Raw genomic sequence first — 22856 nt, forward strand, 5'->3', positions numbered from 1 at the left:
CACAAAATAAAAAACTAAAATGACAGAAATAAGGAACGACTGGACTAAGGAAGAAATAGAAAAAATATATAATCAACCGATTTTAGAACTTATTTATCAGGCGGCTACCGTTCACAGAGAGTTCAATGATCCATCTGAGGTTCAGGTTTGTACATTATTAAGTGTTAAAACAGGGGGTTGCCCAGAGGATTGCGCTTATTGCCCTCAGGCAGCTCGCTATCATACGGATGTAAAAGTTCATAAATTATTACCAACAGAGCAAGTACTGGAAAGTGCTAGAATTGCAAAAGAAAATGGTAGCACAAGGTTCTGTATGGGTGCGGCTTGGAGAGAAGTAAGAGATAATCGTGATTTCGACAGGGTGCTGGACATGGTTAAAGGCATCAATGAGTTGGATATGGAAGTATGCTGTACTTTAGGTATGTTGACAGAATCTCAAGCTCAGAAATTGAAAGAAGCAGGGCTTTACGCTTATAATCACAACTTAGATACATCCGAAGAGCATTATGATGATATCATCAGTACTAGAACATATGATGACAGATTGGATACCATAGGCAATGTGAGAAAAGCAAAAATCTCTGTTTGCTCAGGTGGAATAATCGGATTAGGTGAACAACATGAAGACAGAGTAGGCATGTTGCACACTTTAGCAACAATGGAAGAACACCCGGAATCAGTGCCTGTGAACGCATTAGTTCCTGTACCTGGAACACCTTTGGAAAAACAGCCTAAAGTTTCTGTTTGGGAAATGGTAAGAATGATAGCAACAGCAAGAATCACCATGCCAAAAGCTATGGTAAGATTATCTGCCGGAAGGGTAAGAATGAATCAAGAAGAGCAAGCTTTATGCTTTATGGCAGGAGCAAATTCTATTTTCGCTGGTGATAAATTATTGACCACTCCTAATCCGGAAGTGAATGAAGATGCGGAGTTATTCCAGACTTTGAATTTAAAGCCAAGGAAAGCTTTCAAAAACGGAGAGCCGGCTGTTGAATTTCAGCAAATACCGAGCTAGTTGATTAAGAATTAATAATTAGAGAATTAATAATGAAAGGGTGGCTATTGGCTGCCCTTTTCTGTTTTGAGCACGAGCTGGGAAGCTCGCGCTAACTTTTCATTTAGTTTTGAGATTTTAATCAGAGATTAAAATCAATAGATTCCTTTCTTCAAAGGAATGACGCACGGATTTTATATAGTATTTTAATTATTCGGTTTGCAAGAAAAACAGGTTTTCCTTAATATAATTATAGCACAAAAAATCATTAGAACGGCATTCCTGCGTAAATTGTCCCATACTGAAAGTCGGGAGGCAGGTATCTTGTCCAATTGAAACAAAGTTTCAATTACTTGACTTTGGCTTTTAACTAGATTTTCATAAAAATGTCTCAAAGATTTGTTTTTGAGACATTTTTTTATGTTTTTTATATCTAGTTATATAACTAGATTTTAATCATGGGGTTTCCAACAAAGATACAATTGATAAAAAGGCAGAAAAGCGAGCAGTGGTATATCAATTTTCCTGCCGCTGTCGCCCAGGCAATGGAATTTGATAAGGGCGAGATTGTCGAGTGGGTAATAGAGGACAAAAAGAACATGATACTAAGGAGAAAAAGCAAATCGGTGGAAGAGGAGAAAAAAAAACTATAACCACCTTTAATGTATTTGAAGATATGTTTCTGGAATGCAGTGATGCCTTTAAACAGAACAGAACCATGCTCAGGGTCAAAGATTTAGCGGTCGGCCTGATCAATTGCCTTGGCAGGAGGACCGTGTCAGGGCTATTGACTTCCTGTGGTAAGATTTTTGAGGATTGGAGTGCGGAATACAGGCTTTTCTACGAACAGAGAATGGAGTTATCCAAAATTTTTGAAGTGGTTAGAAAGAAAGTGTTGGACTATCAGCCCAACAGTGGCAACACCCCTATTTACGCTCACATGGACGATACCCTTCTCAAGAAAACAGGAAAGAAGGTAGCGGGTACTTCTTGGAAGCGGGACCCTTTGGGGCCTCCGTTCCATACCAACTTTATCTGGGCGCAGCGATTTATCCAGATATCCCTTTCTCTTCCTGAAGGCTCTATGCCCTGTGCCAACAGAAGCATACCCGTTGATTTTTTTCATTCCCCCACTGTTCAAAAACCCAAGAAGAAAGATGCTGATCCAGCATGGAAAGAATATAAGGAGAAGCAAAAAATAGCAAAGCTTAGTGTGCAAGGCAGCAAGAGGATTGCCTTGCTCAGGGAAAATCTGGACAGAGAAGGAGCCCAAGACAGACCATTAATCATGAGCGTTGACGGCAGTTATTCAAATGAAACTGTCTTGAAGGGCTTACCGGAAAGAACAACACTGATTGGCAGGATCAGAAAAGACGCCAAACTCAACAAACTACCGGAATTAAATAAAGGGGCTGGCAGAAACAGGGTCTACGGCCAACCGCTTCCAACCCCTGAAGAAATACGTCAATCAAAAGAATATCTCTGGCAAGAGGTCAGGGCATTTGCCACCGGAAAAATACATTGTTTTAATGTTAAAGTGGTCAAAGATATCAGGTGGAGAAAATCAAGTACTAAAAATCTCCAATTAGTGGTCATACGTCCCTTGGGCTATCGCCTGACCAAAAACTCTAAAATGCTCTACCGCCAACCTGCCTATTTAATATGCACCGATCCCTTTTTGGATATTGGGGAACTGTTGCAGGCCTATCTATGGCGGTGGGGTATCGAGGTGAACTTTAGAGAAGAGAAAACACTGCTTGGTTGCGGCCAGGCACAGGTGAGGAACTCCACGGCAGTGGAAAAAGTACCGGCTTTTGTAACGGCCGTTTATTCCATGATCCAATTGGCAGACTACCATGCCAGCAAGGCAATGGAAAATTTAAGTTTACCAAGGGCTAAATGGTATCCCGTCAAAGCCAAAACCAAAAAAACCACAGGGGACATTATAAATAATTGCCGTTCACAAATGTGCGCTAAAAGCGCAGAAATCAATTTCTCCGACTTCGTGAATCTTCAGCTAAATATGCAAAGTCGTAAAATTAGACCCAATCCCGCCCTAAGCGCTCTAATGTACAGTCGTAAATAGCCAAACTCAAGCAATTGAAACAAAGTTTCAATTAATCAAAGTACCATAATAATTGCCAAAATCAATTTTTATTAGCAATTTCAATCCTTCGATTTTTTTATTAAATTACTATAACAATGAAAACCACATCATTACTACTTTTTATATTTTTAATTTTTGCTTGCAACTCACCAAAGGAACAAAAAACAACCACTAAAAAAGAAGCTCCTTTTATGTGGGAGAATGCCACCGTTTACTTCCTTTTAGCTGATCGCTTTAATAATGGCAATCCTGATAATGACTATAATTTTGGAAGAACACAAGATGGTGCTACATTAAGGAGCTTTATGGGTGGAGACATTAAAGGCATCACTCAAAAAATAAAGGATGGCTATTTTAATGATTTAGGGGTTAATGCTATCTGGGTTAATCCATTGGTAGAACAAATTCATGGTTCAGTAGATGAAGGCACAGGAAAAACTTATGGTTTTCATGGCTATTGGACCAAGGACTGGACCGCTTTAGACCCGAACTTTGGAAGTATGGAGGATCTAGCCGAATTAGTGAAAACCGCACATGAAAATGGAATCAGAATTCTTTTAGATGTAGTTATGAACCATACAGGCCCTGTTACGGATCAAGATCCACTTTGGGATGGCTGGGTGAGAACTGGCCCGAATTGCACCTACCAAGATTGGGAAAGTACGGTTAAATGTACTTTGGTGGACAATCTGCCCGATATTTTAACTGAATCTGAAGAAGAATTGGAGCTTCCTCAGCATTTATTAGACAAATGGGAAAAAGAAGGCAGACTGGAAAAAGAATTAGCTGAATTAGACGAATTCTTTGAACGCACTGGTTACCCAAGAGCACCAAAATACTACTTGATAAAATGGATTACCGATTACATCAGAGAATTTGGAGTGGATGGATTTAGAGTAGATACTGTAAAGCATACGGAAGCCGGAATATGGGGAGAATTATATGCAGAAGCTTTAAAAGCTTTAAGAGATTGGAAAAATGAAAATCCTGAAGAAAAACTAGATGATTTAGATTTCTATATGGTGGGAGAAATTTATAATTACTCTATTTATGATGGCTTAAATTATACTTATGATGGTGATACTGCGGTCAATTTCTTTGATGAAGGCTTTCATAGTATGATCAATTTCTCTTTGAAATGGGAGCTGAAAGACAAACATCCAGATCAGGTATTTGCCACTTATGACAGCCTATTAAATGAAGGAGAATTGAAAAACAAATCAGTTTTAAATTACCTTTCTTCCCACGATGATGGCAATCCTTTTGATGCGGATAGAACCAATGTTTTTAATACAGCTAATTATTTAATGCTTACGCCAGGAGCTGCACAAATTTATTATGGAGATGAAACGGCTCGTCTGCTTAATGCTGATGCAGAGGGTGATGCCAAATTACGCTCCTTAATGAACTGGGATGAACTAGAAGCGGATGCCAAAAGAGATGGCTACAGCATAAAGGAAATCCATAATCATTGGCAAAAATTGGGACAGTTTAGAAAAAACCATCCTTCTATCGGAGCAGGCACACATCAAAAATTATCAGATGCACCTTACACCTTTAGCAGAACATTAAAGCAAAATGAGTATGAAGATAAGGTGATGGTGGTAATGAATGGAGACATCAAAGAAGTAGCCGTTGAAAACGTTTTTGATGAAAATCGAGAAGTAAAGAACTTCTATACTGGCGAAACTGCAACTGTTAAAGACGGGAAATTAATATTCGAAAAAGATAGTAGGATATTGCTTTTAGAAGGGGTATAAAAAATAAAACCCGCTAGATCTTGAATCTTGCGGGTTTAAATATTTTAAAATCAGAAAGTTTTTACTCCTGATGCATCCATTCTTTTTTGGCCATTAACTCCCCATCTGATTCTTCATTGTCGGGGTCATCCACGCAGCAATCCACCGGACAAACTGCGGCACATTGCGGCTCTTCATGGAAACCAGTACATTCCGTACATTTTCCGGTTACGATATAATAGAATTCATCAGAAACGGGCTCTTGCATTTCTTCTGCATCCACTTCTGTTCCGTCTATTAATTTGGCTTTTCCAGAAAGGGAAGTCCCTCCTGCCCAATTCCATTCTACTCCACCTTCATATATTGCTGTATTAGGGCACTCTGGTTCGCAAGCACCGCAGTTAATACATTCGTCTGTGATCATTATTGCCATAACTGAAAAAATTTAAGCTTTTCGCTAATTTAGTTAGTATAACAACAAAATTACAAAGAATAAGTTTGAACGGACAATAGTTTAACAGAAATAAATTAGAGAATATACTTATTTAAATAAGTTCTATATTGAATTCATAATTTCTATTTGACTAAAACACCTCTTCATTCTTTGTGACAGAGATATATTTATGATAATAAAATCTTGGAATAGTTTTAATAAATATATTTCACTATAATTATCCTTTGCTTAATTAATAGTAAAGACCAAACATACTAGCCTTTTTTGTACAAATGCATTAAAGAGCTTTTTTTTATCAGAATCAAAGTCAATTGTACAAAGATTTACTTTGTTTAGTATCCATGAAATATAAATAAAACTGTCATAATAACTCTTAAATTTTGAAAATGAAGAGCTTAATATTTATACTAGCTAGCCTCATGTTTAGCACTAAAGTTTTGAGTCAAACACTTGATGAACAATATGGAAAAGATGTAAAATCAATAGACGCTATTATTAATGCTTATTATGAGGTTATTTCTGGCTCTAGTGATGATCCTTGGCAATTTGAAAGAGATAAATTTCTGCATTCAGTCAAGGCCGTAATCATAAGATTGGATGATAATGGCAAAGCAGACTTTCATTCACTTGAAGTTGAATACATTCCCATGGGTCTTAAGCCAAGAGAAGACTTTTATGAACATGAACTAAAACGAATAGTTAGCAAATATGGTAATATAGCTCAGGTATGGAGCGCTTTTGAAATCAGGACTGATCCAGAAATCCCTTCAGATATTAGAGGGCTGAATAGCATTCAACTTCATTATGAAAATGACAGATGGTATATCGATAGTTGGACAGCTCAAATGGAATCTGAACAGAACCCCTTAGTACAGAACTTTTTAAAGGACCACTAATATTGCCCATCATTCTATTAAGAATTAATCGCCAGACAATGTTAAAAATTCTTTAGAAATAGCCCAAATAGCCACTATGTAGATTTAATTGAAGTAGATATAAACTTGTGTTGCAATTATAGAAACAAGAAGCCACAAACTTGAAGTTAATGATTTAATTAAAATACTGAATTTTATATGCTTTATATGCAATTTATATAGAATTTAAATGTATTTTTCTAAGAAAATATTATATATTTAAATTTACTTAAAATAAAAGACTCTCCCCATCAATTTAACAAGCAAAGTGATGATCAAGGGCTATATTAATTCTTTCATATGGGGTACTACTTTGCTTTTGCATGTCAACATATATTCACAAAGTGTGGAGATAAAAGATAGTGCAACAGATGCCCTTGAAAAAAGTAACAAGAATTCACAAAAAGCTTTATGGTATGGAAGCATGGATCATTATAATAAAGATAGTTCTCTTTATTATATCAATAAGGGTATTGAATTATTAGATCGAGATGAGCCTCTTCATCAAAAAAAGATTGAAAGTTTACAGCAATTAAAGAAGACTATTATTAACCAAAATCTTTCATCAGATCAAGTTTCTGCTTTGAGTAGAGCCTATCAGGATAAGGCCCTATGGTTTAAAGAAATGCCCCATTTTAACCGCGACAGTACTGTATTTTATTTTGACATGGCTGCTCTCCTACTCCAAAACAGCCAGCCATTACAATATAAACGTTTGGCTGAGCTTTATCTTGATATAACGGATAGAGCCAACAGATCCCATAATTTTATTGTGGTGGATTCGCTGGCACCTATCGGTTGGTCTTATTACGAGAAAATCCTGGAAAATAAGAAAGACAAGGTCTTAGGGTATGACTTATTGATCAATTGGGCTTTGATAAAGATTATAAGAGGAGAACCAAAACCTGGACTTGAGCTTTTTGAAAAAGCTATGGATTTACTCAAAGATGACCCCCGACCTGAAATTCAGCTTAAGGTATTGAATAATAAGGGCAGATTTTATTATCAATATGGTTTACCCGAAGAAGAAGAATTTGGAGTTCAATATTTAAAGGAGAGTATGATGGGTTATGAAAAATCAGATTATCCGGGGAAAAATGAGGCGCTAATCCTGAGCTATAAACTTTTATCATACCATTTCGAAGATATTTTAAAACCTGATTCAAGCAACTATTATTTGTATAAAATAGAAGAGCTATTACCTCAGATCACTAATCCCTTTCATCATAGCTGGTATTACTATGCCATGGGCAGCAACCTTATCGATAAGGAAAAATACGAACAGGCCAAACCATACTTATATAAAACCATCAAATTGATGCAGGAGAATAATTTACGTACTATTGATGTTTATCAATTTGCGCATTCCCGTTTAGGAGATATTGCCAAGGCAGAAGGAAGATATGACGAAGCCATAAGCTATTATGAACAAGCGAGGAATTCCTCCATAGAAATCAATACAAAATCAAATACGGCCTATTTTATTTGGAAATTATACGGTCTATATGAGCTAATGGGCGATTTCAAAAAAGCGTTGGAACACTACATTGAGTATTCTGAGGCTAACAATGTCATAGAAGTAGAACGAAACAAAAGAAGCCTTCGTGAAAGTGAACTGCAGCTGAATGTGCTAAATCAAGATAAAGAGCTCGCAGCTAATCAGCAAAAGCAAACCATCTACATATGCACGATAATTATTGGTGCATTATTAATCGGATTACTGTACCGCAATTTTAGGCTTAAACAAAAAAGTAACCAGAAACTAGAAGCATTAAATGGAGAGTTGGCAGATAAAAATATATTGCTTGATAAACGTAATGCTGAAAACGAACTGCTGCTCAAAGAAATACATCATCGCGTAAAAAACAATCTGGAACTGGTCAAAAGTTTAATTTCATTACAGTCTGCTCAGATAGATGACCCTGCCACTAAAGAGGCCATGATGGCCAGTCAAAATCGGGTTCAATCTATGGGCATTATTCATCAAAAATTATATCAGGGAACAAATCTAGGAAGTATAGAAATGAAGGATTACTTTCTAAATCTTAGTGAAGGTATTTTGGACACCTTTAATGCAGAGGAAAAAGTGAAGATCGAGTGTGCCATGGAAAACTTAGAGCTAGATGTGGATACAGCTGTTCCCATTGGGCTTATTGTAAACGAGCTGTTGACCAATGCTTTAAAATACGCTTTCCCTAAAAATGAACAAGGCACCATTTACATCAGTTTAGAAAAAAATGAGGACAATTTAAAATTGAAAGTAAAAGACAACGGAGTGGGCAAAGTCTTAGGTATAGCCCTCCAAGGTACTGGCTTCGGTTCGCAATTAGTGAAATTATTAACCGAACAGCTTAATGGGAAAATGCAAGAGCATAACGATCAAGGTACCCATATTGAATTTGATTTCCTCCTAAAGAAAAGTGCGTAAATGAGCGAGAAATTTAAAATATTAATTGTGGAAGATGAAATGCTTATTGGAGCCAATATCTCCTTACAATTAAATGAATTAGGGTACGAGGTTACTGGTATCATTCCTAGAGGAGAGGAAGCACTTCAGCATATAGATGAAAATACTCCTGACATAATACTTCTGGATATAAATCTAAAAGGAGAGCTAGATGGTATAGAAACTGCTCTAGAAATGCAAAAAAAACATAATATTCCGATTATTTATTTGACGGCCAATACAGATGAGGCCCATTTTAATCGAGCTAAAGAAACAAAACCCTACGGTTTCATATCAAAGCCTTTCAAAAAACTAGATTTGCAACGTACAATTGAATTAACAATCAACCAACTTGATTCAAAAATCAGAAATAATACTGATACTGAAGCTCAAAATAACAGTTCTTTCATATTAAGCGACTGCATTTTTGTAAGACATTTAAATTCAATGGTAAAGGTAGATATCAAAGACATCCTCTACATTGAAGCGGAACGGAATTATTGTCGAATATTTTCCAATAGCAAAGAGTATTTAGTGGTCATGTCTCTTAAAGAAATGGATGAAAAACTCCCCGCTAAGCATTTTCTAAGAACTCACCGTTCGTACATTATCAATCTATCTCAAATTAAAGAGATAGCTGCAACTCATGTAGTGATTGGAAACAAAGCTCTTCCCGTTACAAAAGCGCAAAGGGAAGAATTGCTGAAGCGTATACAAGCTATTTAATTCCTTCGGACAGAAAACCAGCACCTTCGGACAGTAAATCAGGGCATTCGTCCTTGATCGATTTGATTTCAATTTGATAGTCAGTTGATTAGCAAATGTTTACTAAGCATTTAAACTAATCCACTATCAATATGACAGCTGTAAATCAAAAAACAGAAAGACTTCATTCTCTGGATTCACTCAGAGCCATTATGATGATACTGGGGATCGTTTTACACACTGCCAATACTTATAGTGGTGGAGAACCCGGTCCTGGTTGGCCTTTAAAAGATCCAGAGTCAGGGAACGAATTGCTTAAATGGTTGGGCTATACTATTCATAATTTCAGAATGCCTATTTTCATGTTGGTGGCTGGTTTTTTTGCTGCATTATTATTTTATGAGCGATCACCCAATAAAATGATCATAAATAGGGTGAAACGAATAGTATTCCCATTTATCCTTTTTGTCTTCTTACTGTGGCCATTGGTAATGCTAGGTTTTTCTTACTCACAACAGATCTTCGGTCTTACTTATAATTATACCTTCTCTAGTTTTTTCGAAAACCCATTTAATCTGATCCCACAACGCACTATGCATCTTTGGTTTTTATATTACCTGATTATGTTTTCTGTTGCTTCATTTGGATTGGGAAAGCTATTTCAAAACCTACCCTCAGTTACTAACATTATTAAGATGGTTTTCGAGAAAATTATCAGAAAACCGCTCTTGAAGCTAGTTTTCTTTTCACTCATCACTTTTTTGATATTGATCGCCATGGATTCTTACTGGGTGGCCACCTCTTTGAGTTTTGTGCCTGATAGTGGTACTTTTAGCTTTTACTTCTTCTTCTATTTAACTGGCTGGATACTCTTTAAATCAAAGCATTTGTTATCATCTTTCATGCAGTATGATAGGCTGTTTACGTTCCTAAGTCTGGGAATCTTTACCCTCTATTTTTTAGCGGATAGGACAGAATTCTCCAATGCCCTAACAGCAGGGATCAGATCGGTGACTTGTTGGCTCTTTATTTTTGGTTTCACAGGTTTGTTTTTGAGATATTTCAGTAAGCACTCGGCAATAGGGCGCTACATTTCGGATTCAGCCTATTGGGTATATTTACTCCACTTACCTTTAACTGCATTTTTGCCAGGACTATTGGCAGGCTGGGCAATTCCTGCCTTGCTCAAATTCGCCATAGTTGCTTCCGCTACCACCTTTATTTGCTTTTTCACCTATCACTTTCTCGTAAGAAGCACTTTTGTTGGAGAGTTTCTGAACGGAAGGAAGTATTCCAGGAAACTTGGTGATATAAAGCCTTTGGAAAAGCCGGTGATGCCCAATATGACTTTAGTAACTGATGACAATTGAGGCTACTATATGAAGGTTTCAGCTTTTAAGAAACTGTGAATAATATAAGATCAGAGCAAAGGAACATTGCATCATAAACATAATATAACAGCTTCATTATCATCAGCCACTTGCTATACGAAAATAAAACAAGACCCATAAACCAAAATTAACTCATGAAAAAAGCACTAATTATTCTGATTTTCCTTCAGATTTCAAATGTTGCCTTTGGTCAAGAAAAGAAGGATTATACTCTTTCCTTTAATCATACTGCACTCTCAGTTAAAGATGTAAATGTATCCGCTACATTTTACACAGACGTTCTTAATTTAGAAATCATTCCCTTACCCCCGGAGGCAAAAGACGTAAAATGGATTTCAATGGGCGATGGAAAAGAATTACACCTAATCTCACTTTTAAAAGATGAAATTAAGACCAATAAGGCCATCCATCTTGCTTTTTCAACTGCCAATTTTGATGAATTTGTTAAGAACCTGAAAGCAATGAATATTGAATACTCAGATTTCCCTGGAAACAAAAATAAAATTAATGTAAGACCTGATGGAATAGAACAAGTTTTCTTGCAAGACCCGGATGGCTATTGGATAGAAGTGAATAGCATCAATCAATAATTAAATAACCAAAAAATCCTTACATATAAACATTACGATTAACAATGAACATCAAAAATACAGCAATAGCACTTATCACACTGATAAGCCTTTGTAGCGGCCAACTGCTTGCCCAAAAAAGCAATTATAGTGAACTCATTGCCAAAAAAGCCGACAAAATAGAACAGAAGGTGATAGACTGGCGAAGGGATATTCATCAAAATCCCGAATTGGGTAATCGGGAATTTCGAACGGCAGCTATGGTTGCCAAACATTTAGAGTCTTTGGGCATGGAGGTAAAAACAGAGGTTGGCATTACTGGCGTCATTGGTATTCTAAAAGGTAATTTTCCAGGTCCAGTTGTAGCTTTACGAGCAGATATGGATGCATTACCAGTAACAGAGCGGACCCCTGTTCCTTTTGCTTCTAAAGTGAAAACCATATATGACGGCAATGAAACCGGAGTGATGCATGCTTGTGGTCACGATGCGCATGTAGCAATTCTAATGGGAGTTGCTGAAATTTTAACAGGCATGAAAAATGAGCTAAAGGGAACCGTAAAATTTATTTTTCAACCTGCCGAAGAAGGTGCTCCTAAGGGAGAAGAAGGCGGTGCCGAACTCATGGTAAAAGAAGGAGCATTAGACAACCCAAAAGTGGATGTTATTTTTGGATTGCATGTTATTGCCCAAGTTGAGGCAGGAACAATCACCTACCGTCCAGGAGGCATGTTTGCTGGAGTGGCTGATATGAAGATAACGGTAAAAGGAAAATCTTCACATGGTGCTGAACCCTGGGCATCTGTGGATCCCGTGGTCACATCGGCCCAAATCATTAATAATCTTCAAACTATCATCAGTCGAAATGTAAATATCACCAGAAATGCAGCGGTTGTTACTATCGGTGCAATCCATGGTGGAAATCGTTCCAATATCATTCCTGAGCAAGTAGAGATGCTTGGTACAGTACGCACTTTAAGTGAATCTGACGAGAAACTCATATTTGAACGCATACGTCAAATAGTGACCAAAACTGCAGAAGCAAATGGTGCTGAAGCCATAATTGAGCTACCCTATTCATCACATTACCCTGTTACCTTCAATAACGTAGAACTAACTGCCAAAATGCTCCCTACTTTAAAGAAAGCAGCGGGTGAATCAAATGTTATTTTGGTGCCAGCAGAGACTGGAGCAGAGGATTTTTCATTTTTCGCCAACGAAGTACCAGGCCTGTATTTTAACATTGGCGGCTTACCAAAAGGTACGGATCCGGAAGCTTCTGCTCCCCATCATACCCCTGAATTTTTTCTTGATGAAAGCGGCTTTGTTACTGGCATTAATGCAATGGTCAATTTGGTAGTGGATTATATGGAAATGGGAAAGTAGAAGTAAAATAAAACAATATTTAGCAAAAATATCTATGCAACCTAAAATTAAGAATATGAAAAACGAAGAAAAAAATATTGGCAGAAGAAAATTCATTAAAGTATCTACTCTTCTAACTGCAGGACTCGTCTCAACACCACTGATGAGTTTTTCTCAACCCAGTTCAACTCAATCTGCAGAAAGCATTTACTTAATTGGACCTCAAAAAGGTTATTCTCCTCAAATTGGGACGCTACTTTCTACCATGACCATGATGCGTGAATGGGTAATTGCTACTGTGAAAGACTTATCTATTGAACAATTAGATTTTCAAATAGATGATCAATCAAATTCCATTGGCGCTATGCTTCTACATCTTGCTGCCACTGAAAAATATTATCAGTTAAACACTTTTGAAGAAATGGAATGGGGCACCTGGAGTGAGGAAATAAAAAAAGAATGGGATGTGCCAAGCGGCCTTGGAGAAGAAGGACGTAAACAAATAATAGGAAATGATATTGATTATTATTTATCAAAGCTTAAAGAAGTTAGAGAAGTAACAAAAAAGGAATTTGCAAAAAGAGATGATGAATGGATAATGAAATCCGAACCATTTTTCAATAATGAACCAACTAACAATTATTGCAAGTGGTTTCATGTTTGCGAACATGAATCGAATCATCGCGGACAAATGAAGTTTATAATTCAAAGATTTCAAGCATAGTTGCAGAGAAGAATAGTGTCTTATTCAACTGCAAATAAATAGGCGAACTAAACTTTTTGATTTGACAATGAGAAACAGCAACATCAATTGTTTTTGCGACTGGGGGCACACTCATTCTTGCTTCTCGCCAGCAATTAAAACTATATGAATAAATTCCCGAACGCATTCGTCATCATACTTTCTGCAATACTTTTTGCATGGGTATTAACTTTTATCATTCCTAAGGGAAACTATCAGCGAGAATTTGATATTGTAAATAATCGAAACAATGTGGTACCCAATTCATATGAACAAAAAGAAGCACCACATCTCTCAGCTTTCAGTGCGCTCCTTGCCATACCCAAGGGTATTGCGGGACGAGCTGATTTAATCACATTAATTCTATTGCTCGGTGGATGTTTCTACTTAATTGAAAAGACGGGAGCACTTAATCAGGGGTTGAATCAACTCATCACATTGCTGAAAGGAAAAGAGCTATTTGCATTAGCAATTATCATCTTATTGTTCTTAACTGCCGGATTTACCATTGGATTACAAGAAGAAATTATAGCCTTGACCCCTATTTTACTATTATTTGGACGGACCCTTGGCTACAATTCATCAACAATTGTAACAGCAAGCTATGGATCAGCAGTTGTTGGTGCTGCCTTCAGCCCTTTAAATCCCTTTGGAGTGGTAATTGCTCAGAAAGAAGCCGAACTCGAATTACTATCAGGCACAGCCTACAGATTTGTATTTCTGCTTATTGCCGCTATAGTTTGGACCTTAATCGTCCTTTACTATGCGAGGAAAAATCGTGTGGAAAAAGTTAAACTGGAACTAGAGATAACAGGACTAACGACCAGAAACAAAATAATTTTGGCATTACTTGCGCTTACATTTGCTATCGTTACCTATGGATTGATAGTGCTTAACTGGGGTTTTATTGAAATGTCTGCCTGCTTTTTTGCTTTAGGTTTAATATGTGGATTAATTGCAAATTTTGGTTTCAATAAGACTACTGAGCTATATGTTAATGGTTTTAAAGAAATGGTTTTTGCTTGTATAATTATTGGTCTTGCAAATAGTATTTCAATTATTTTGAGTGAGGGATTCATTGTTGACACTATTGTGTACGGACTTTTTTCTCCTTTAAAGAATATTTCACCTTCCATTTCTGCTGTTCTTATGATGGTATCGCAAGCCATTCTTCATTTTCCAATACCAAGCTACTCAGGACAGGCTATTTTAACGATGCCAATTTTAACACCCCTGGCTGATTTGATTGGCCTTTCACGACAAGTATGCGTTCTTGCTTATCAGTACGGAGCTATCACACTGGATTTAATTGTACCCACAAATGGTGCTTTAATGGCTGTATTAGCCCTTGCAGGAATTAAATACAATCATTGGGTAAAGTTTATCATAAAACCTACCTTTTTAATCTTGGGAATTGCTGCTCTTGCAATTTTAATAGCGGTACAAATCGGATATGAATAAAGCTGATAACAAGGCAAGAAGTAGCATAGATAGGTCCTAATTCCAGTTACGACTAAATTTTCCTTCGGACAGAAAACCAGCACCTTCGGACAGTAAATCAGGGGCTTCGTCCTTGATCGGTTTTATTACATATTGAATATCAGTTAATTAGATAGTATAAATCACAATCATTAATTAACTAAACTAAAAATGTTATGAAAACAATTAAAATTATGCTCACCACATTTATTGTTGCCATTATAAGCAGCAATATGCTAGTTGCCCAGGAGAATAAAGGGACACTATTAAATATGACTGAATTTACTATCAAACCAGGACATAATGCACAATTCAGAGAAGGTGTAAAAAAATGGAAAGAGTGCTACCTGGAAAATGAAGGAGAAAATAATTGGAATATGTGGCAAAGAGACCAGGGAGAAGGAACTGTATATGTTATGACTGGAAATATGCCTAATTGGGCAGAAATGGATAAAGTGGATGAAAAAGGAAAAGCCTGCTATGTGACTGCGCTAAACTTGATTATACCCCATATTGAAAAAGCAGACAACTCTGTTGCCCAAAGAATGCCTGATATTAGTAGAACATTTCCCGATGACGCTAAATATGTAAGAGTAACTTTTTACAATGTAAGTAATGGCAATATCTTCGAAGAAGTTATAAACGAAGTTGGTAAAGCTATCAAAGATAAAGAAGGTACACCGCGAGGTATGTGGTATGACTCTCAATTAGGAGGACCAAGAACAGCAGACTATTTTGTATCAATGCCTTTTAAAAAGTATGCAGACTTGGATATTTCACGAGATAGTCCTCGGAAAATCTACACAGATGCCGTAGGTCAAGAAAAATCTGATGAAATGGTGAAAAAATGGTATTCAACTGTATGGAATACTTGGTCATATACATACACACTAGAGTCAGAATTAAGTAATTAGGTTAGCAGGTTAAGAGGGTGTTGATGCGAATCAACCCCTTTTTCTATTTCCAATATCAAGGGTTTCTCAGCAAATGCTGATCTCATATTTTTATAAGAAAATGTGTTGAGTCCTTTGATAATTTTTACCAGACTAATTTAACTTTAGGAAAAAAATGAACTTAAAGCAATCATTCATTATTGCCTTAACCATTAGTGTCACATGCCTATTGGCGTGGGAGTTATATTGGAGAGCACAAGGCAAAATTCCTGATCTGGATGACGACAAAAACCTGTGGGCTATACAACGTGCTAAAGTAGAAACTGCCTCTGAAAATGATGTAATACTGACGGGCTCCTCTCGCGTATTATTTGATATTGACCTGAATGAATGGAAACAGGAAACAGGCATAAAACCCATACAATTAGCCAATGCAGGAGCTTCTCCAATTCCAGTTTTTCATGATATTGTACATAACACCGATTTTAAAGGGACTGTCGTTGTAGGCGTTACACCTGGTTTATTTTTTTCTACAACCATCCCTGAAGCTAGCCCCTGGAAACGGTCTCAGTCCCGCATAGACTATTATAATGACAGAACTTACGCCCAGCTACTAAACCACTGGCTGTCATTACCTCTTCAAAAAAACTTAGTCATGGTATCCACAAGTGAAGAAGGTTGGACAGATGATATTGATTTAAAGTCTTTGCTCAATACGATAGACCTGGGCAATAGAACCGGTAAACCACCATTTCCACCTTTCTATGCCTTTGCTTACATCGATGAGGACCGGAATAATCCAATGAGTGAGCGAACAGCAACTGATACTGCTTTTGCCGGTACTGTTCAAAAAGCATGGAAATTTTTTATTGAGAGCAATAAAAACCTGCCGGATAAAGAAGCTACTACCAGCTTTTTTCTGGCTGATGCCGAAAAATTTATGAAACGTGGTGGTCAGCTTATCCTATTGAGATGTCCTTCAAGCGGCTGGTTAAAAGAGGGAGAAGATCAGTTTCTGCCGCGAACTGAATTTTGGGAATATCTTGTCGAGAAGTCTCAAGCAAAAGCCTATCACTACATGGACTACGAACCACTTAAGGATTTAACATGTCCGGAATGGTCCCATTTATCAGCTCCGGACGCTAGATATTTTACTGCTGAATTAGTAAAAATAATGAAGGCCGATGGTATAATATCCAACACTAAAACCAACTAAGCATGTTATTCAATTCCTTGAGTTTCGTTGTATTCTTGATAATCGTCTTAGCACTTTATTATTCAGGAGTATTCAGTTGGACTAACCGAAAGCGTATCTTGCTTTTCTCAAGTTATATATTCTATGGATTATGGAACCCTCCTCTGGTCATCCTCTTATGGATCTCTACTGTGGTGGATTGGGTTGCAGGAAACAAACTTTCTACAGAGGAAAACCAAGGCAAGCGTAAATTATGGCTGCTATTGAGCATGGGCGTAAACCTTGGCTTTCTGGCATTCTTTAAATACAGAGATTTCCTGCTCGATAATTTTACCAATGTCGTTAATTCATATGGTTACGGGTATCAAGCTCAACCTATGGACATCATTCTGCCAATGGGAATTTCCTTCTATACGTTCCAAACGATGTCTTACACTATTGACATGTATTTAAAACGTACGGAAAGGGCTAAAACCTTTTTGGATTTTGCCTTGTATGTAACCTTCTTTCCTCAGTTAGTTGCTGGGCCAATCGTTCGGGCGCAGGATTTGATCACCCAGTTTTATGAAGAGAAAAAAGCCAGCCTTAATCAGTTTTTCTGGGGATTGTTTTTACTAACAATAGGCTTATTTCTCAAGATTGTGTTAGCAGATACACTTTTGTCAGAAACTGCAGACAATATTTTTGGTTCCAAATCTATTTTGCACAGCGTAGATGCATGGGCAGGAACACTTGCTTTCTCCGGACAGATATTTTTTGATTTTGCCGGTTATTCTACCTGCGCTATTGGTATCGCGCTCATGTTGGGCATTGTACTACCTGACAATTTTCGATATCCTTATGCAGCCATTGGGTTTTCAGATTTTTGGAAACGTTGGCATATTACCTTGTCATCCTGGCTTAGAGATTACCTCTACATTCCTTTAGGTGGCAACAAACATGGGATTGTAAGAATGTATTCTGCACTGATGATTACAATGCTTTTGGGTGGTCTTTGGCATGGTGCAGCCTGGACTTTTGTGGTTTGGGGCGCTTTGCACGGTTGTTACCTTATTATAGAACGGGTCTTAAGGAATAAAATAAAACTGAAAATCAACTCCTACAATGGGATTCTCTTGGCGCTTCTCACTTATATTCTGGTAAATTTTACCTGGGTGTTTTTCAGGGCACGAGAATTTGACACCGCCAAAAATATCATTAGATCCATGCTATTCATGAATACTGACGGTGAAAAAATATTGGCAACATTTGACGTCTTAAAGGTTTTTAGCCTTATCCTGATCCTGTTTAGCTGCCATTGGGTGATGCGAAATACCTCAATGAAGGCTGTATCCTTAAAAACACCTACATGGATATTAGGTGTCTTCTGGGCGCTAATGTTTTTCCTTATTGCTATCTCTCAAAGTGGTGGCGAACAGTTCATCTACTTTCAATTTTAATTAACGAATCAACTCATACACGAATCATCATGACTACTGCAACCTCCTTAACTCCACTTCAACCCACCGACCGCATACATTCTTTAGATATTATGCGCGGCATTGTGCTGTTCGGAATTTTGCTAATGAACATTCATATGATGGGCTTAGCAAATGCTTACAGTGATCCTACGGTAGCTGGTGGCTCAAGAGGCTGGGATCTCTACACCTGGATGGTAACCAATATGCTTTTTGAGGGGACAATGAGGGCTTTATTTTCCTTATTATTTGGTGTAGGGATGTACATTTTATTGGATAGATTAGAAAAAAAGGGTGCTGGTATAAAAGCAGCAGACATCTATTTTAGGCGCTTGCTATGGCTGTTAATATTTGGTTTGATCCACGGTTATATCTTACTGTGGACAGGTGAAATATTGTACAACTATGCCCTCATGGGGTTCTTGGTTTACTCTTTCCGCAACATGTCTCCAAAAAAACTAATATTATCTTCTATTATTTTACTGGCATTTGGCTCAGCATGGAGTTATATAGATTATAAAAAGGATGTAAAATTCATGGCTGATGTGGAGCAAGTAAATCAATATCAGGCTGAAGGTAAACCGCTCACAGACGAATTGAAAGAAGCTTCTCTCAAATGGGATCAAATCCAGTCAAAAAGAAGTCCTGAAGCTGTCGCGAAATTCAACAGCAGTATGAGAAAAGGATATTTTGATCTAGTCGCATTTCTGGCGCCTATCAACCGGGATTATAATCAGCATGATCCTTATCGCTGGGATGTTTGGGATGTACTGAGTATGATGCTGATTGGCATAGCGCTTTTTAAATTGAAAATTCTGTCTGCCGGAAAATCCTATCTCTTTTACACAATGATGGTAGTTATTGGTTATTTGATAGGCTTAAGTGTCAACTACTATGAGACCATGCACATTGTTCATCAGGATTTTTCAATGCTAAGTTTCTCTAAAACCAATATTACTTATGATTTGGGACGAGTGCCAACGGCATTAGGGCATGTTGGATTGATCATGCTATTCTGCAAACTTCCTGTGCTTAAATGGTTGAAAAGTGCCCTGTCTTCGGTGGGTAAGATGGCCTTAACCAATTATGTCATGCATTCTGTTTTTGCCCTTTTTATATTCACCGGTGCCGGATTTGGTTTATTCGGAACCTTCTCAAGGCATGAGCTACTCTATATCGTTTTTGCCATCTGGATTTTTCAGTTGATCATCAGCCCCATCTGGCTAAAATATTTCCATTTTGGACCTCTGGAATGGATCTGGAGAAATTTGAGCTATCAGAAAAAACATCGAATTAAAAAAGATCTACAGTCATGACATTAATTAAATCCAAAAGAATAGAGTCTATAGACATCTTAAGAGGCGTTGTGATGGTCATCATGGCTCTAGACCATGTAAGAGTATATTTTTATTATGGGTCTTTTTTCAATGATCCAACCAATTTGGAAACGACCACTCCTGTCCTATTCTTCACCCGTTTCATTACGCATTTTTGCGCTCCCATATTCGTCTTTTTAGCAGGTACTTCTGCTTTTCTATATGGAAGTAGAAAAGCAAAGCCAGAATTATTTAAATTCTTATTTACGCGTGGTCTTTGGCTGATTTTCCTGGAGATAGTGGTGAATACCCTGATCTGGACTTTCGATTTAACCTATAGCTTCGTGATTTTACAGGTGATTTGGGCGATAGGTATCAGTATGATCTGTTTATCTTTTCTTATTTTCCTACCCAAAAAAGTAATCCTGGCTGTAGGAATTATTCTGATTATCGGCCATAATGCATTAGACGGTATTATAATGGAAGGCCAAAGTTTGCAATCCATCCTTTGGTATGCCCTGCATCAAAGAACAAGACTTGTTTTAGAATCAGGTCAGATGATTGCTATCGGATATCCTTTGCTGCCTTGGATTGGCTTGATGACACTTGGATATTTATTTGGCACCTTTTATCAAAAAAATTATAATCCGCCACTTCGGAAAAAATGGCTATTGAGCCTTGGATTAGGAGCACTTGCAGCCTTTCTAATTTTAAGAGGGAGTAATATTTATGGTGATTTGATTCCTTGGTCAGTTCAAGCAGATACCACCACAACTATACTGTCATTCTTTAGTGTAACAAAATATCCACCTTCTTTATCCTACTTATTGATCACACTAGGCCCTGCGATGTTGTTTTTATATGCTTTTGAAAATAGCAAGAATAAATTAACAGACTTCTTTTTGGTTTTTGGACGGGTACCGCTTTTCTATTACTTCTTGCACATGATCGTGATTCACATTTTTGCTATCATTGGTGTTTTGCTATTTGGCGGCAACTGGCAAGACATGATTCTGAGCGGAGAAAATTTTAGAGCAGGGAAGCTTGCTACCTATGGATATTCGCTATTAACAGTCTATGTAGTTTGGATAGGAATCGTGCTGCTACTCTATCCTTTCTGTAAACGCTACATGCAGTACAAAGCGAATAATAAAGATAAATGGTGGTTGAGTTATTTGTAAATTGAACTGTATTATTAAATGATAAAACTTTAATAAATGAAGCACACCCTTATCTCAATTTTATCATCGCCAATAAGGTCATCATTGGTTAAAAGTTCTGGCGAACAAGTATGTCAGAGAAAATCAGTGTAGCGGATGAGAAAGCTACAGAAATACTAGAAAACTTATTTCTTAACAGAAAAGTGGTGATATTGGACACCTTAGCAGTCAATATAGACGGTGGCGGATTGCACTGCATCACTATGCATCATCCTATGTTGGTATTGAATTAATTACTTGTAGAAAGTATGATTGAAGGATTATTCATGAACATGATCAATATTTGATATCAAATACATTCAATTTAATATGAAATTTTCATTCGCTACTTTCCAAAAGGCTTTCGGTGTTAAGGGTTTTTGTACAAAATCTTTCACAATAGGAATAGAGGCTGCCCTTTCCCTGTCATCGGGATTTTCGCTAGTGGTAAGAATGCTTACTACAGCTCTATCATGTATATCTTTGGATAGCACATTATATTCTTCGAGAAAATCCCAACCACTCATGCCCGGCATATTAAGATCTAAAAAGATAATACCTGGATTAGGACAATCTTCATATACACCTTTGCTTAGTAAAAAGTCAAGACCTTCTTTGGCTGATTTTACGGATTGTATATATACATCTATTCCTTCTTCTTCCAATATGATTTTATGGTAAAAGTTTGTTGCCTCATCATCGTCAATGAGCAAAATGCAATTCAATTTTTCAATTTTATCAGTCATAAGATTTTTTCAATGGTAAAGTAAAATGAGGTACCTACTCCTAATTTTGATTTAATCCATATCTTTCCGTCATATAGCTCTACAATCTTACGACTATAGGCTAATCCTAAGCCTGTTCCATCATATTCTTCCGTGGGGTTTAAACGTTGAAAGATTAAGAATATTTTACTATAGTCTTCCTCGGCTATCCCTATGCCATTATCTTTCACGCAAAACTCTAAGTGATTGTTAATTTCCTTTGCCGATACCTCAACCACTGGCGATACTTCCGGTTTTCTAAATTTCAGCCCATTATTGATTAGATTCTGAAAAAGCATACGTAATTCAACTGGATTAGCTTTCACCTTTGGTAATTTCCTTATAATAATCTCACCATTATTTTCCTCTAAAAAAGAGGCGAAATCCAGTGAAATATTCTCTACCAGTTCTTGACAATCGATTTCCTGAAGTTCTCTTTTATTACCTATTCTACTAAATTCTAGTAAGCCTTTGATCATGATAGTCATCCTATCAGTGGCGGAATTAACATATTCTAAAATTTTCTTCCCTTGATCATCAAATTGTGAATAATACTTCTTTGATATCAATTGAGTCATATTACCTATAGTTCGAAGAGGCTCTCTCAAATCATGACTTGCAATGCTTGTAAAACGTTCAAGCTCCTTGTTTTTATTCATTAACTCAGTATTCAGGTTTTCAAGTTGAACTTTTTGAGATGATAACTTCTCTTGCTGAGTATCTAATTGAATAACTTTATCCAGTAATATATCAGAACTATCTGATAGCTTTTTATTAATACCTTCAAGCCTCGAAAAACCACTCCTAGCAATAAACACCAGCATTACAGTAATCCATATCACTACCAAAGAAATAACCATATTCATATTGGATAATTCTCTGGGGTTAACAGCCATTTCGTCTGATATTACAACAGATAGAATCGTTAGAAATGTGCAGATTAAAGCTGTATAAATACTCGCATACTTCCCAGGTAAAAGCCAACTATATAAAATAACTATAGTATATACGCTAGCCACTGCCACACTACTATCCGTTTTTAAATCAATTATAAAAATGACAGAAGTAATCATGGCCGCAATGAAAATCAGTCCAGCATTTTGAAAATGCATCATAGATTTACGG

Annotated in this window: 21 protein-coding genes; 18 read left to right on the forward strand and 3 right to left on the reverse strand. The window is 37.0% G+C overall.

The genetic code is table 11. The annotated features are described in order from the left end of the window. Positions 1–19 precede the first annotated feature (19 nt). The 4 genes from bioB (at position 20) to ACFE0M_RS17765 (ending at position 4864) form a co-directional block, all read left to right on the forward strand. Entirely contained in the window at positions 20–1018 is a 999-nt protein-coding gene (gene bioB / locus ACFE0M_RS17750) for a biotin synthase BioB (RefSeq protein WP_434547135.1), read from the forward strand. A gap of 437 nt (positions 1019–1455) precedes the next feature. Further along, on the forward strand, positions 1456–1650 hold the full coding sequence (locus ACFE0M_RS17755) for a hypothetical protein (protein WP_434547136.1): 195 nt from the start codon (positions 1456–1458) through the stop codon (positions 1648–1650). A gap of 65 nt (positions 1651–1715) precedes the next feature. Continuing rightward, a complete protein-coding gene (locus ACFE0M_RS17760) occupies positions 1716–3083 on the forward strand; it encodes a transposase (protein WP_434547173.1) in 1368 nt (455 codons plus the stop codon). 116 nt (positions 3084–3199) lie between these two features. After that, entirely contained in the window at positions 3200–4864 is a 1665-nt protein-coding gene (locus ACFE0M_RS17765) for an alpha-amylase family glycosyl hydrolase (protein WP_434547137.1), read from the forward strand. Between the two features lie 61 nt (positions 4865–4925). Here the strand turns inward: ACFE0M_RS17765 and ACFE0M_RS17770 are convergent, their stop codons facing one another. Then, on the reverse strand, positions 4926–5276 hold the full coding sequence (locus ACFE0M_RS17770) for a 4Fe-4S binding protein (protein ID WP_434547138.1): 351 nt from the start codon (positions 5274–5276) through the stop codon (positions 4926–4928). 407 nt (positions 5277–5683) lie between these two features. On the opposite strand from ACFE0M_RS17770, the gene ACFE0M_RS17775 reads away from it, so the two are divergent. The 14 genes from ACFE0M_RS17775 (at position 5684) to ACFE0M_RS17840 (ending at position 21221) form a co-directional block, all read left to right on the forward strand. Beyond that, positions 5684–6193 carry a hypothetical protein gene (locus ACFE0M_RS17775; protein ID WP_434547139.1) on the forward strand — a complete coding sequence of 170 codons (510 nt, stop codon included), beginning with the start codon at positions 5684–5686 and terminating at the stop codon, positions 6191–6193. Between the two features lie 289 nt (positions 6194–6482). Further along, positions 6483–8639: a tetratricopeptide repeat-containing sensor histidine kinase gene (locus ACFE0M_RS17780; protein WP_434547140.1), complete on the forward strand. Its 2157-nt coding sequence runs from the start codon at positions 6483–6485 to the stop codon at positions 8637–8639. Beyond that, on the forward strand, positions 8640–9383 hold the full coding sequence (locus ACFE0M_RS17785; RefSeq protein WP_434547141.1) for a LytR/AlgR family response regulator transcription factor: 744 nt from the start codon (positions 8640–8642) through the stop codon (positions 9381–9383). A 131-nt stretch (positions 9384–9514) separates the two neighbouring features. After that, positions 9515–10732, forward strand: coding sequence for an acyltransferase family protein (locus ACFE0M_RS17790; RefSeq protein ID WP_434547142.1), 1218 nt, complete (start codon positions 9515–9517; stop codon positions 10730–10732). A 155-nt stretch (positions 10733–10887) separates the two neighbouring features. Further along, positions 10888–11343, forward strand: coding sequence for a VOC family protein (locus ACFE0M_RS17795; protein WP_434547143.1), 456 nt, complete (start codon positions 10888–10890; stop codon positions 11341–11343). A 44-nt stretch (positions 11344–11387) separates the two neighbouring features. After that, the gene (locus tag ACFE0M_RS17800) at positions 11388–12707 is read left to right on the forward strand and encodes an amidohydrolase (protein ID WP_434547144.1); all 1320 of its coding nucleotides are present in this window, start codon (positions 11388–11390) and stop codon (positions 12705–12707) included. A 55-nt stretch (positions 12708–12762) separates the two neighbouring features. Further along, positions 12763–13410 carry a DinB family protein gene (locus ACFE0M_RS17805; RefSeq protein ID WP_434547145.1) on the forward strand — a complete coding sequence of 216 codons (648 nt, stop codon included), beginning with the start codon at positions 12763–12765 and terminating at the stop codon, positions 13408–13410. A gap of 144 nt (positions 13411–13554) precedes the next feature. Next, positions 13555–14889, forward strand: coding sequence for a YfcC family protein (locus ACFE0M_RS17810; protein WP_434547146.1), 1335 nt, complete (start codon positions 13555–13557; stop codon positions 14887–14889). 212 nt (positions 14890–15101) lie between these two features. After that, complete coding sequence (locus ACFE0M_RS17815) at positions 15102–15821, forward strand: hypothetical protein (RefSeq protein ID WP_434547147.1); 720 nt, start codon at positions 15102–15104, stop codon at positions 15819–15821. Between the two features lie 154 nt (positions 15822–15975). After that, positions 15976–17016 carry a hypothetical protein gene (locus ACFE0M_RS17820; RefSeq protein WP_434547148.1) on the forward strand — a complete coding sequence of 347 codons (1041 nt, stop codon included), beginning with the start codon at positions 15976–15978 and terminating at the stop codon, positions 17014–17016. A 2-nt stretch (positions 17017–17018) separates the two neighbouring features. Continuing rightward, positions 17019–18434 carry an MBOAT family O-acyltransferase gene (locus ACFE0M_RS17825; RefSeq protein WP_434547149.1) on the forward strand — a complete coding sequence of 472 codons (1416 nt, stop codon included), beginning with the start codon at positions 17019–17021 and terminating at the stop codon, positions 18432–18434. A 29-nt stretch (positions 18435–18463) separates the two neighbouring features. After that, positions 18464–19768 carry a DUF418 domain-containing protein gene (locus ACFE0M_RS17830; protein ID WP_434547150.1) on the forward strand — a complete coding sequence of 435 codons (1305 nt, stop codon included), beginning with the start codon at positions 18464–18466 and terminating at the stop codon, positions 19766–19768. Then, complete coding sequence (locus tag ACFE0M_RS17835) at positions 19765–20949, forward strand: DUF1624 domain-containing protein (protein ID WP_434547151.1); 1185 nt, start codon at positions 19765–19767, stop codon at positions 20947–20949. The genes ACFE0M_RS17830 and ACFE0M_RS17835 overlap by 4 nt, the downstream gene beginning before the upstream one ends. A gap of 110 nt (positions 20950–21059) precedes the next feature. Beyond that, a complete protein-coding gene (locus ACFE0M_RS17840) occupies positions 21060–21221 on the forward strand; it encodes an agmatine deiminase family protein (protein WP_434547152.1) in 162 nt (53 codons plus the stop codon). Between the two features lie 66 nt (positions 21222–21287). On the opposite strand, the gene ACFE0M_RS17845 is transcribed toward ACFE0M_RS17840, so the two are convergent. Further along, positions 21288–21713 carry a response regulator gene (locus ACFE0M_RS17845; RefSeq protein ID WP_434547153.1) on the reverse strand — a complete coding sequence of 142 codons (426 nt, stop codon included), beginning with the start codon at positions 21711–21713 and terminating at the stop codon, positions 21288–21290. Then, positions 21710–22846 (reverse strand): sensor histidine kinase, encoded by a 1137-nt coding sequence (locus tag ACFE0M_RS17850; RefSeq protein ID WP_434547154.1) that lies wholly within the window; start codon positions 22844–22846, stop codon positions 21710–21712. Before ACFE0M_RS17850 ends, ACFE0M_RS17845 begins: the two co-directional genes overlap by 4 nt. Positions 22847–22856: the final 10 nt, after the last annotated feature.

Origin of the sequence: Marivirga sp., from assembly GCF_051117495.1 — a bacterium.
In the GTDB taxonomy this organism is placed as follows: Bacteria; Bacteroidota; Bacteroidia; order Cytophagales; family Cyclobacteriaceae; genus Marivirga.

Coding starts and splice junctions, on each gene's coding strand:
- bioB (WP_434547135.1), top strand. CDS start 20: ATGACAGAAATAAGGAACGACTGGACTAAGGAAGAAATAGAAAAAATA.
- ACFE0M_RS17755 (WP_434547136.1), top strand. CDS start 1,456: ATGGGGTTTCCAACAAAGATACAATTGATAAAAAGGCAGAAAAGCGAG.
- ACFE0M_RS17760 (WP_434547173.1), top strand. CDS start 1,716: ATGCTCAGGGTCAAAGATTTAGCGGTCGGCCTGATCAATTGCCTTGGC.
- ACFE0M_RS17765 (WP_434547137.1), top strand. CDS start 3,200: ATGAAAACCACATCATTACTACTTTTTATATTTTTAATTTTTGCTTGC.
- ACFE0M_RS17770 (WP_434547138.1), bottom strand. CDS start 5,276: ATGGCAATAATGATCACAGACGAATGTATTAACTGCGGTGCTTGCGAA.
- ACFE0M_RS17775 (WP_434547139.1), top strand. CDS start 5,684: ATGAAGAGCTTAATATTTATACTAGCTAGCCTCATGTTTAGCACTAAA.
- ACFE0M_RS17780 (WP_434547140.1), top strand. CDS start 6,483: ATGATCAAGGGCTATATTAATTCTTTCATATGGGGTACTACTTTGCTT.
- ACFE0M_RS17785 (WP_434547141.1), top strand. CDS start 8,640: ATGAGCGAGAAATTTAAAATATTAATTGTGGAAGATGAAATGCTTATT.
- ACFE0M_RS17790 (WP_434547142.1), top strand. CDS start 9,515: ATGACAGCTGTAAATCAAAAAACAGAAAGACTTCATTCTCTGGATTCA.
- ACFE0M_RS17795 (WP_434547143.1), top strand. CDS start 10,888: ATGAAAAAAGCACTAATTATTCTGATTTTCCTTCAGATTTCAAATGTT.
- ACFE0M_RS17800 (WP_434547144.1), top strand. CDS start 11,388: ATGAACATCAAAAATACAGCAATAGCACTTATCACACTGATAAGCCTT.
- ACFE0M_RS17805 (WP_434547145.1), top strand. CDS start 12,763: ATGAAAAACGAAGAAAAAAATATTGGCAGAAGAAAATTCATTAAAGTA.
- ACFE0M_RS17810 (WP_434547146.1), top strand. CDS start 13,555: ATGAATAAATTCCCGAACGCATTCGTCATCATACTTTCTGCAATACTT.
- ACFE0M_RS17815 (WP_434547147.1), top strand. CDS start 15,102: ATGCTCACCACATTTATTGTTGCCATTATAAGCAGCAATATGCTAGTT.
- ACFE0M_RS17820 (WP_434547148.1), top strand. CDS start 15,976: ATGAACTTAAAGCAATCATTCATTATTGCCTTAACCATTAGTGTCACA.
- ACFE0M_RS17825 (WP_434547149.1), top strand. CDS start 17,019: ATGTTATTCAATTCCTTGAGTTTCGTTGTATTCTTGATAATCGTCTTA.
- ACFE0M_RS17830 (WP_434547150.1), top strand. CDS start 18,464: ATGACTACTGCAACCTCCTTAACTCCACTTCAACCCACCGACCGCATA.
- ACFE0M_RS17835 (WP_434547151.1), top strand. CDS start 19,765: ATGACATTAATTAAATCCAAAAGAATAGAGTCTATAGACATCTTAAGA.
- ACFE0M_RS17840 (WP_434547152.1), top strand. CDS start 21,060: ATGTCAGAGAAAATCAGTGTAGCGGATGAGAAAGCTACAGAAATACTA.
- ACFE0M_RS17845 (WP_434547153.1), bottom strand. CDS start 21,713: ATGACTGATAAAATTGAAAAATTGAATTGCATTTTGCTCATTGACGAT.
- ACFE0M_RS17850 (WP_434547154.1), bottom strand. CDS start 22,846: ATGATGCATTTTCAAAATGCTGGACTGATTTTCATTGCGGCCATGATT.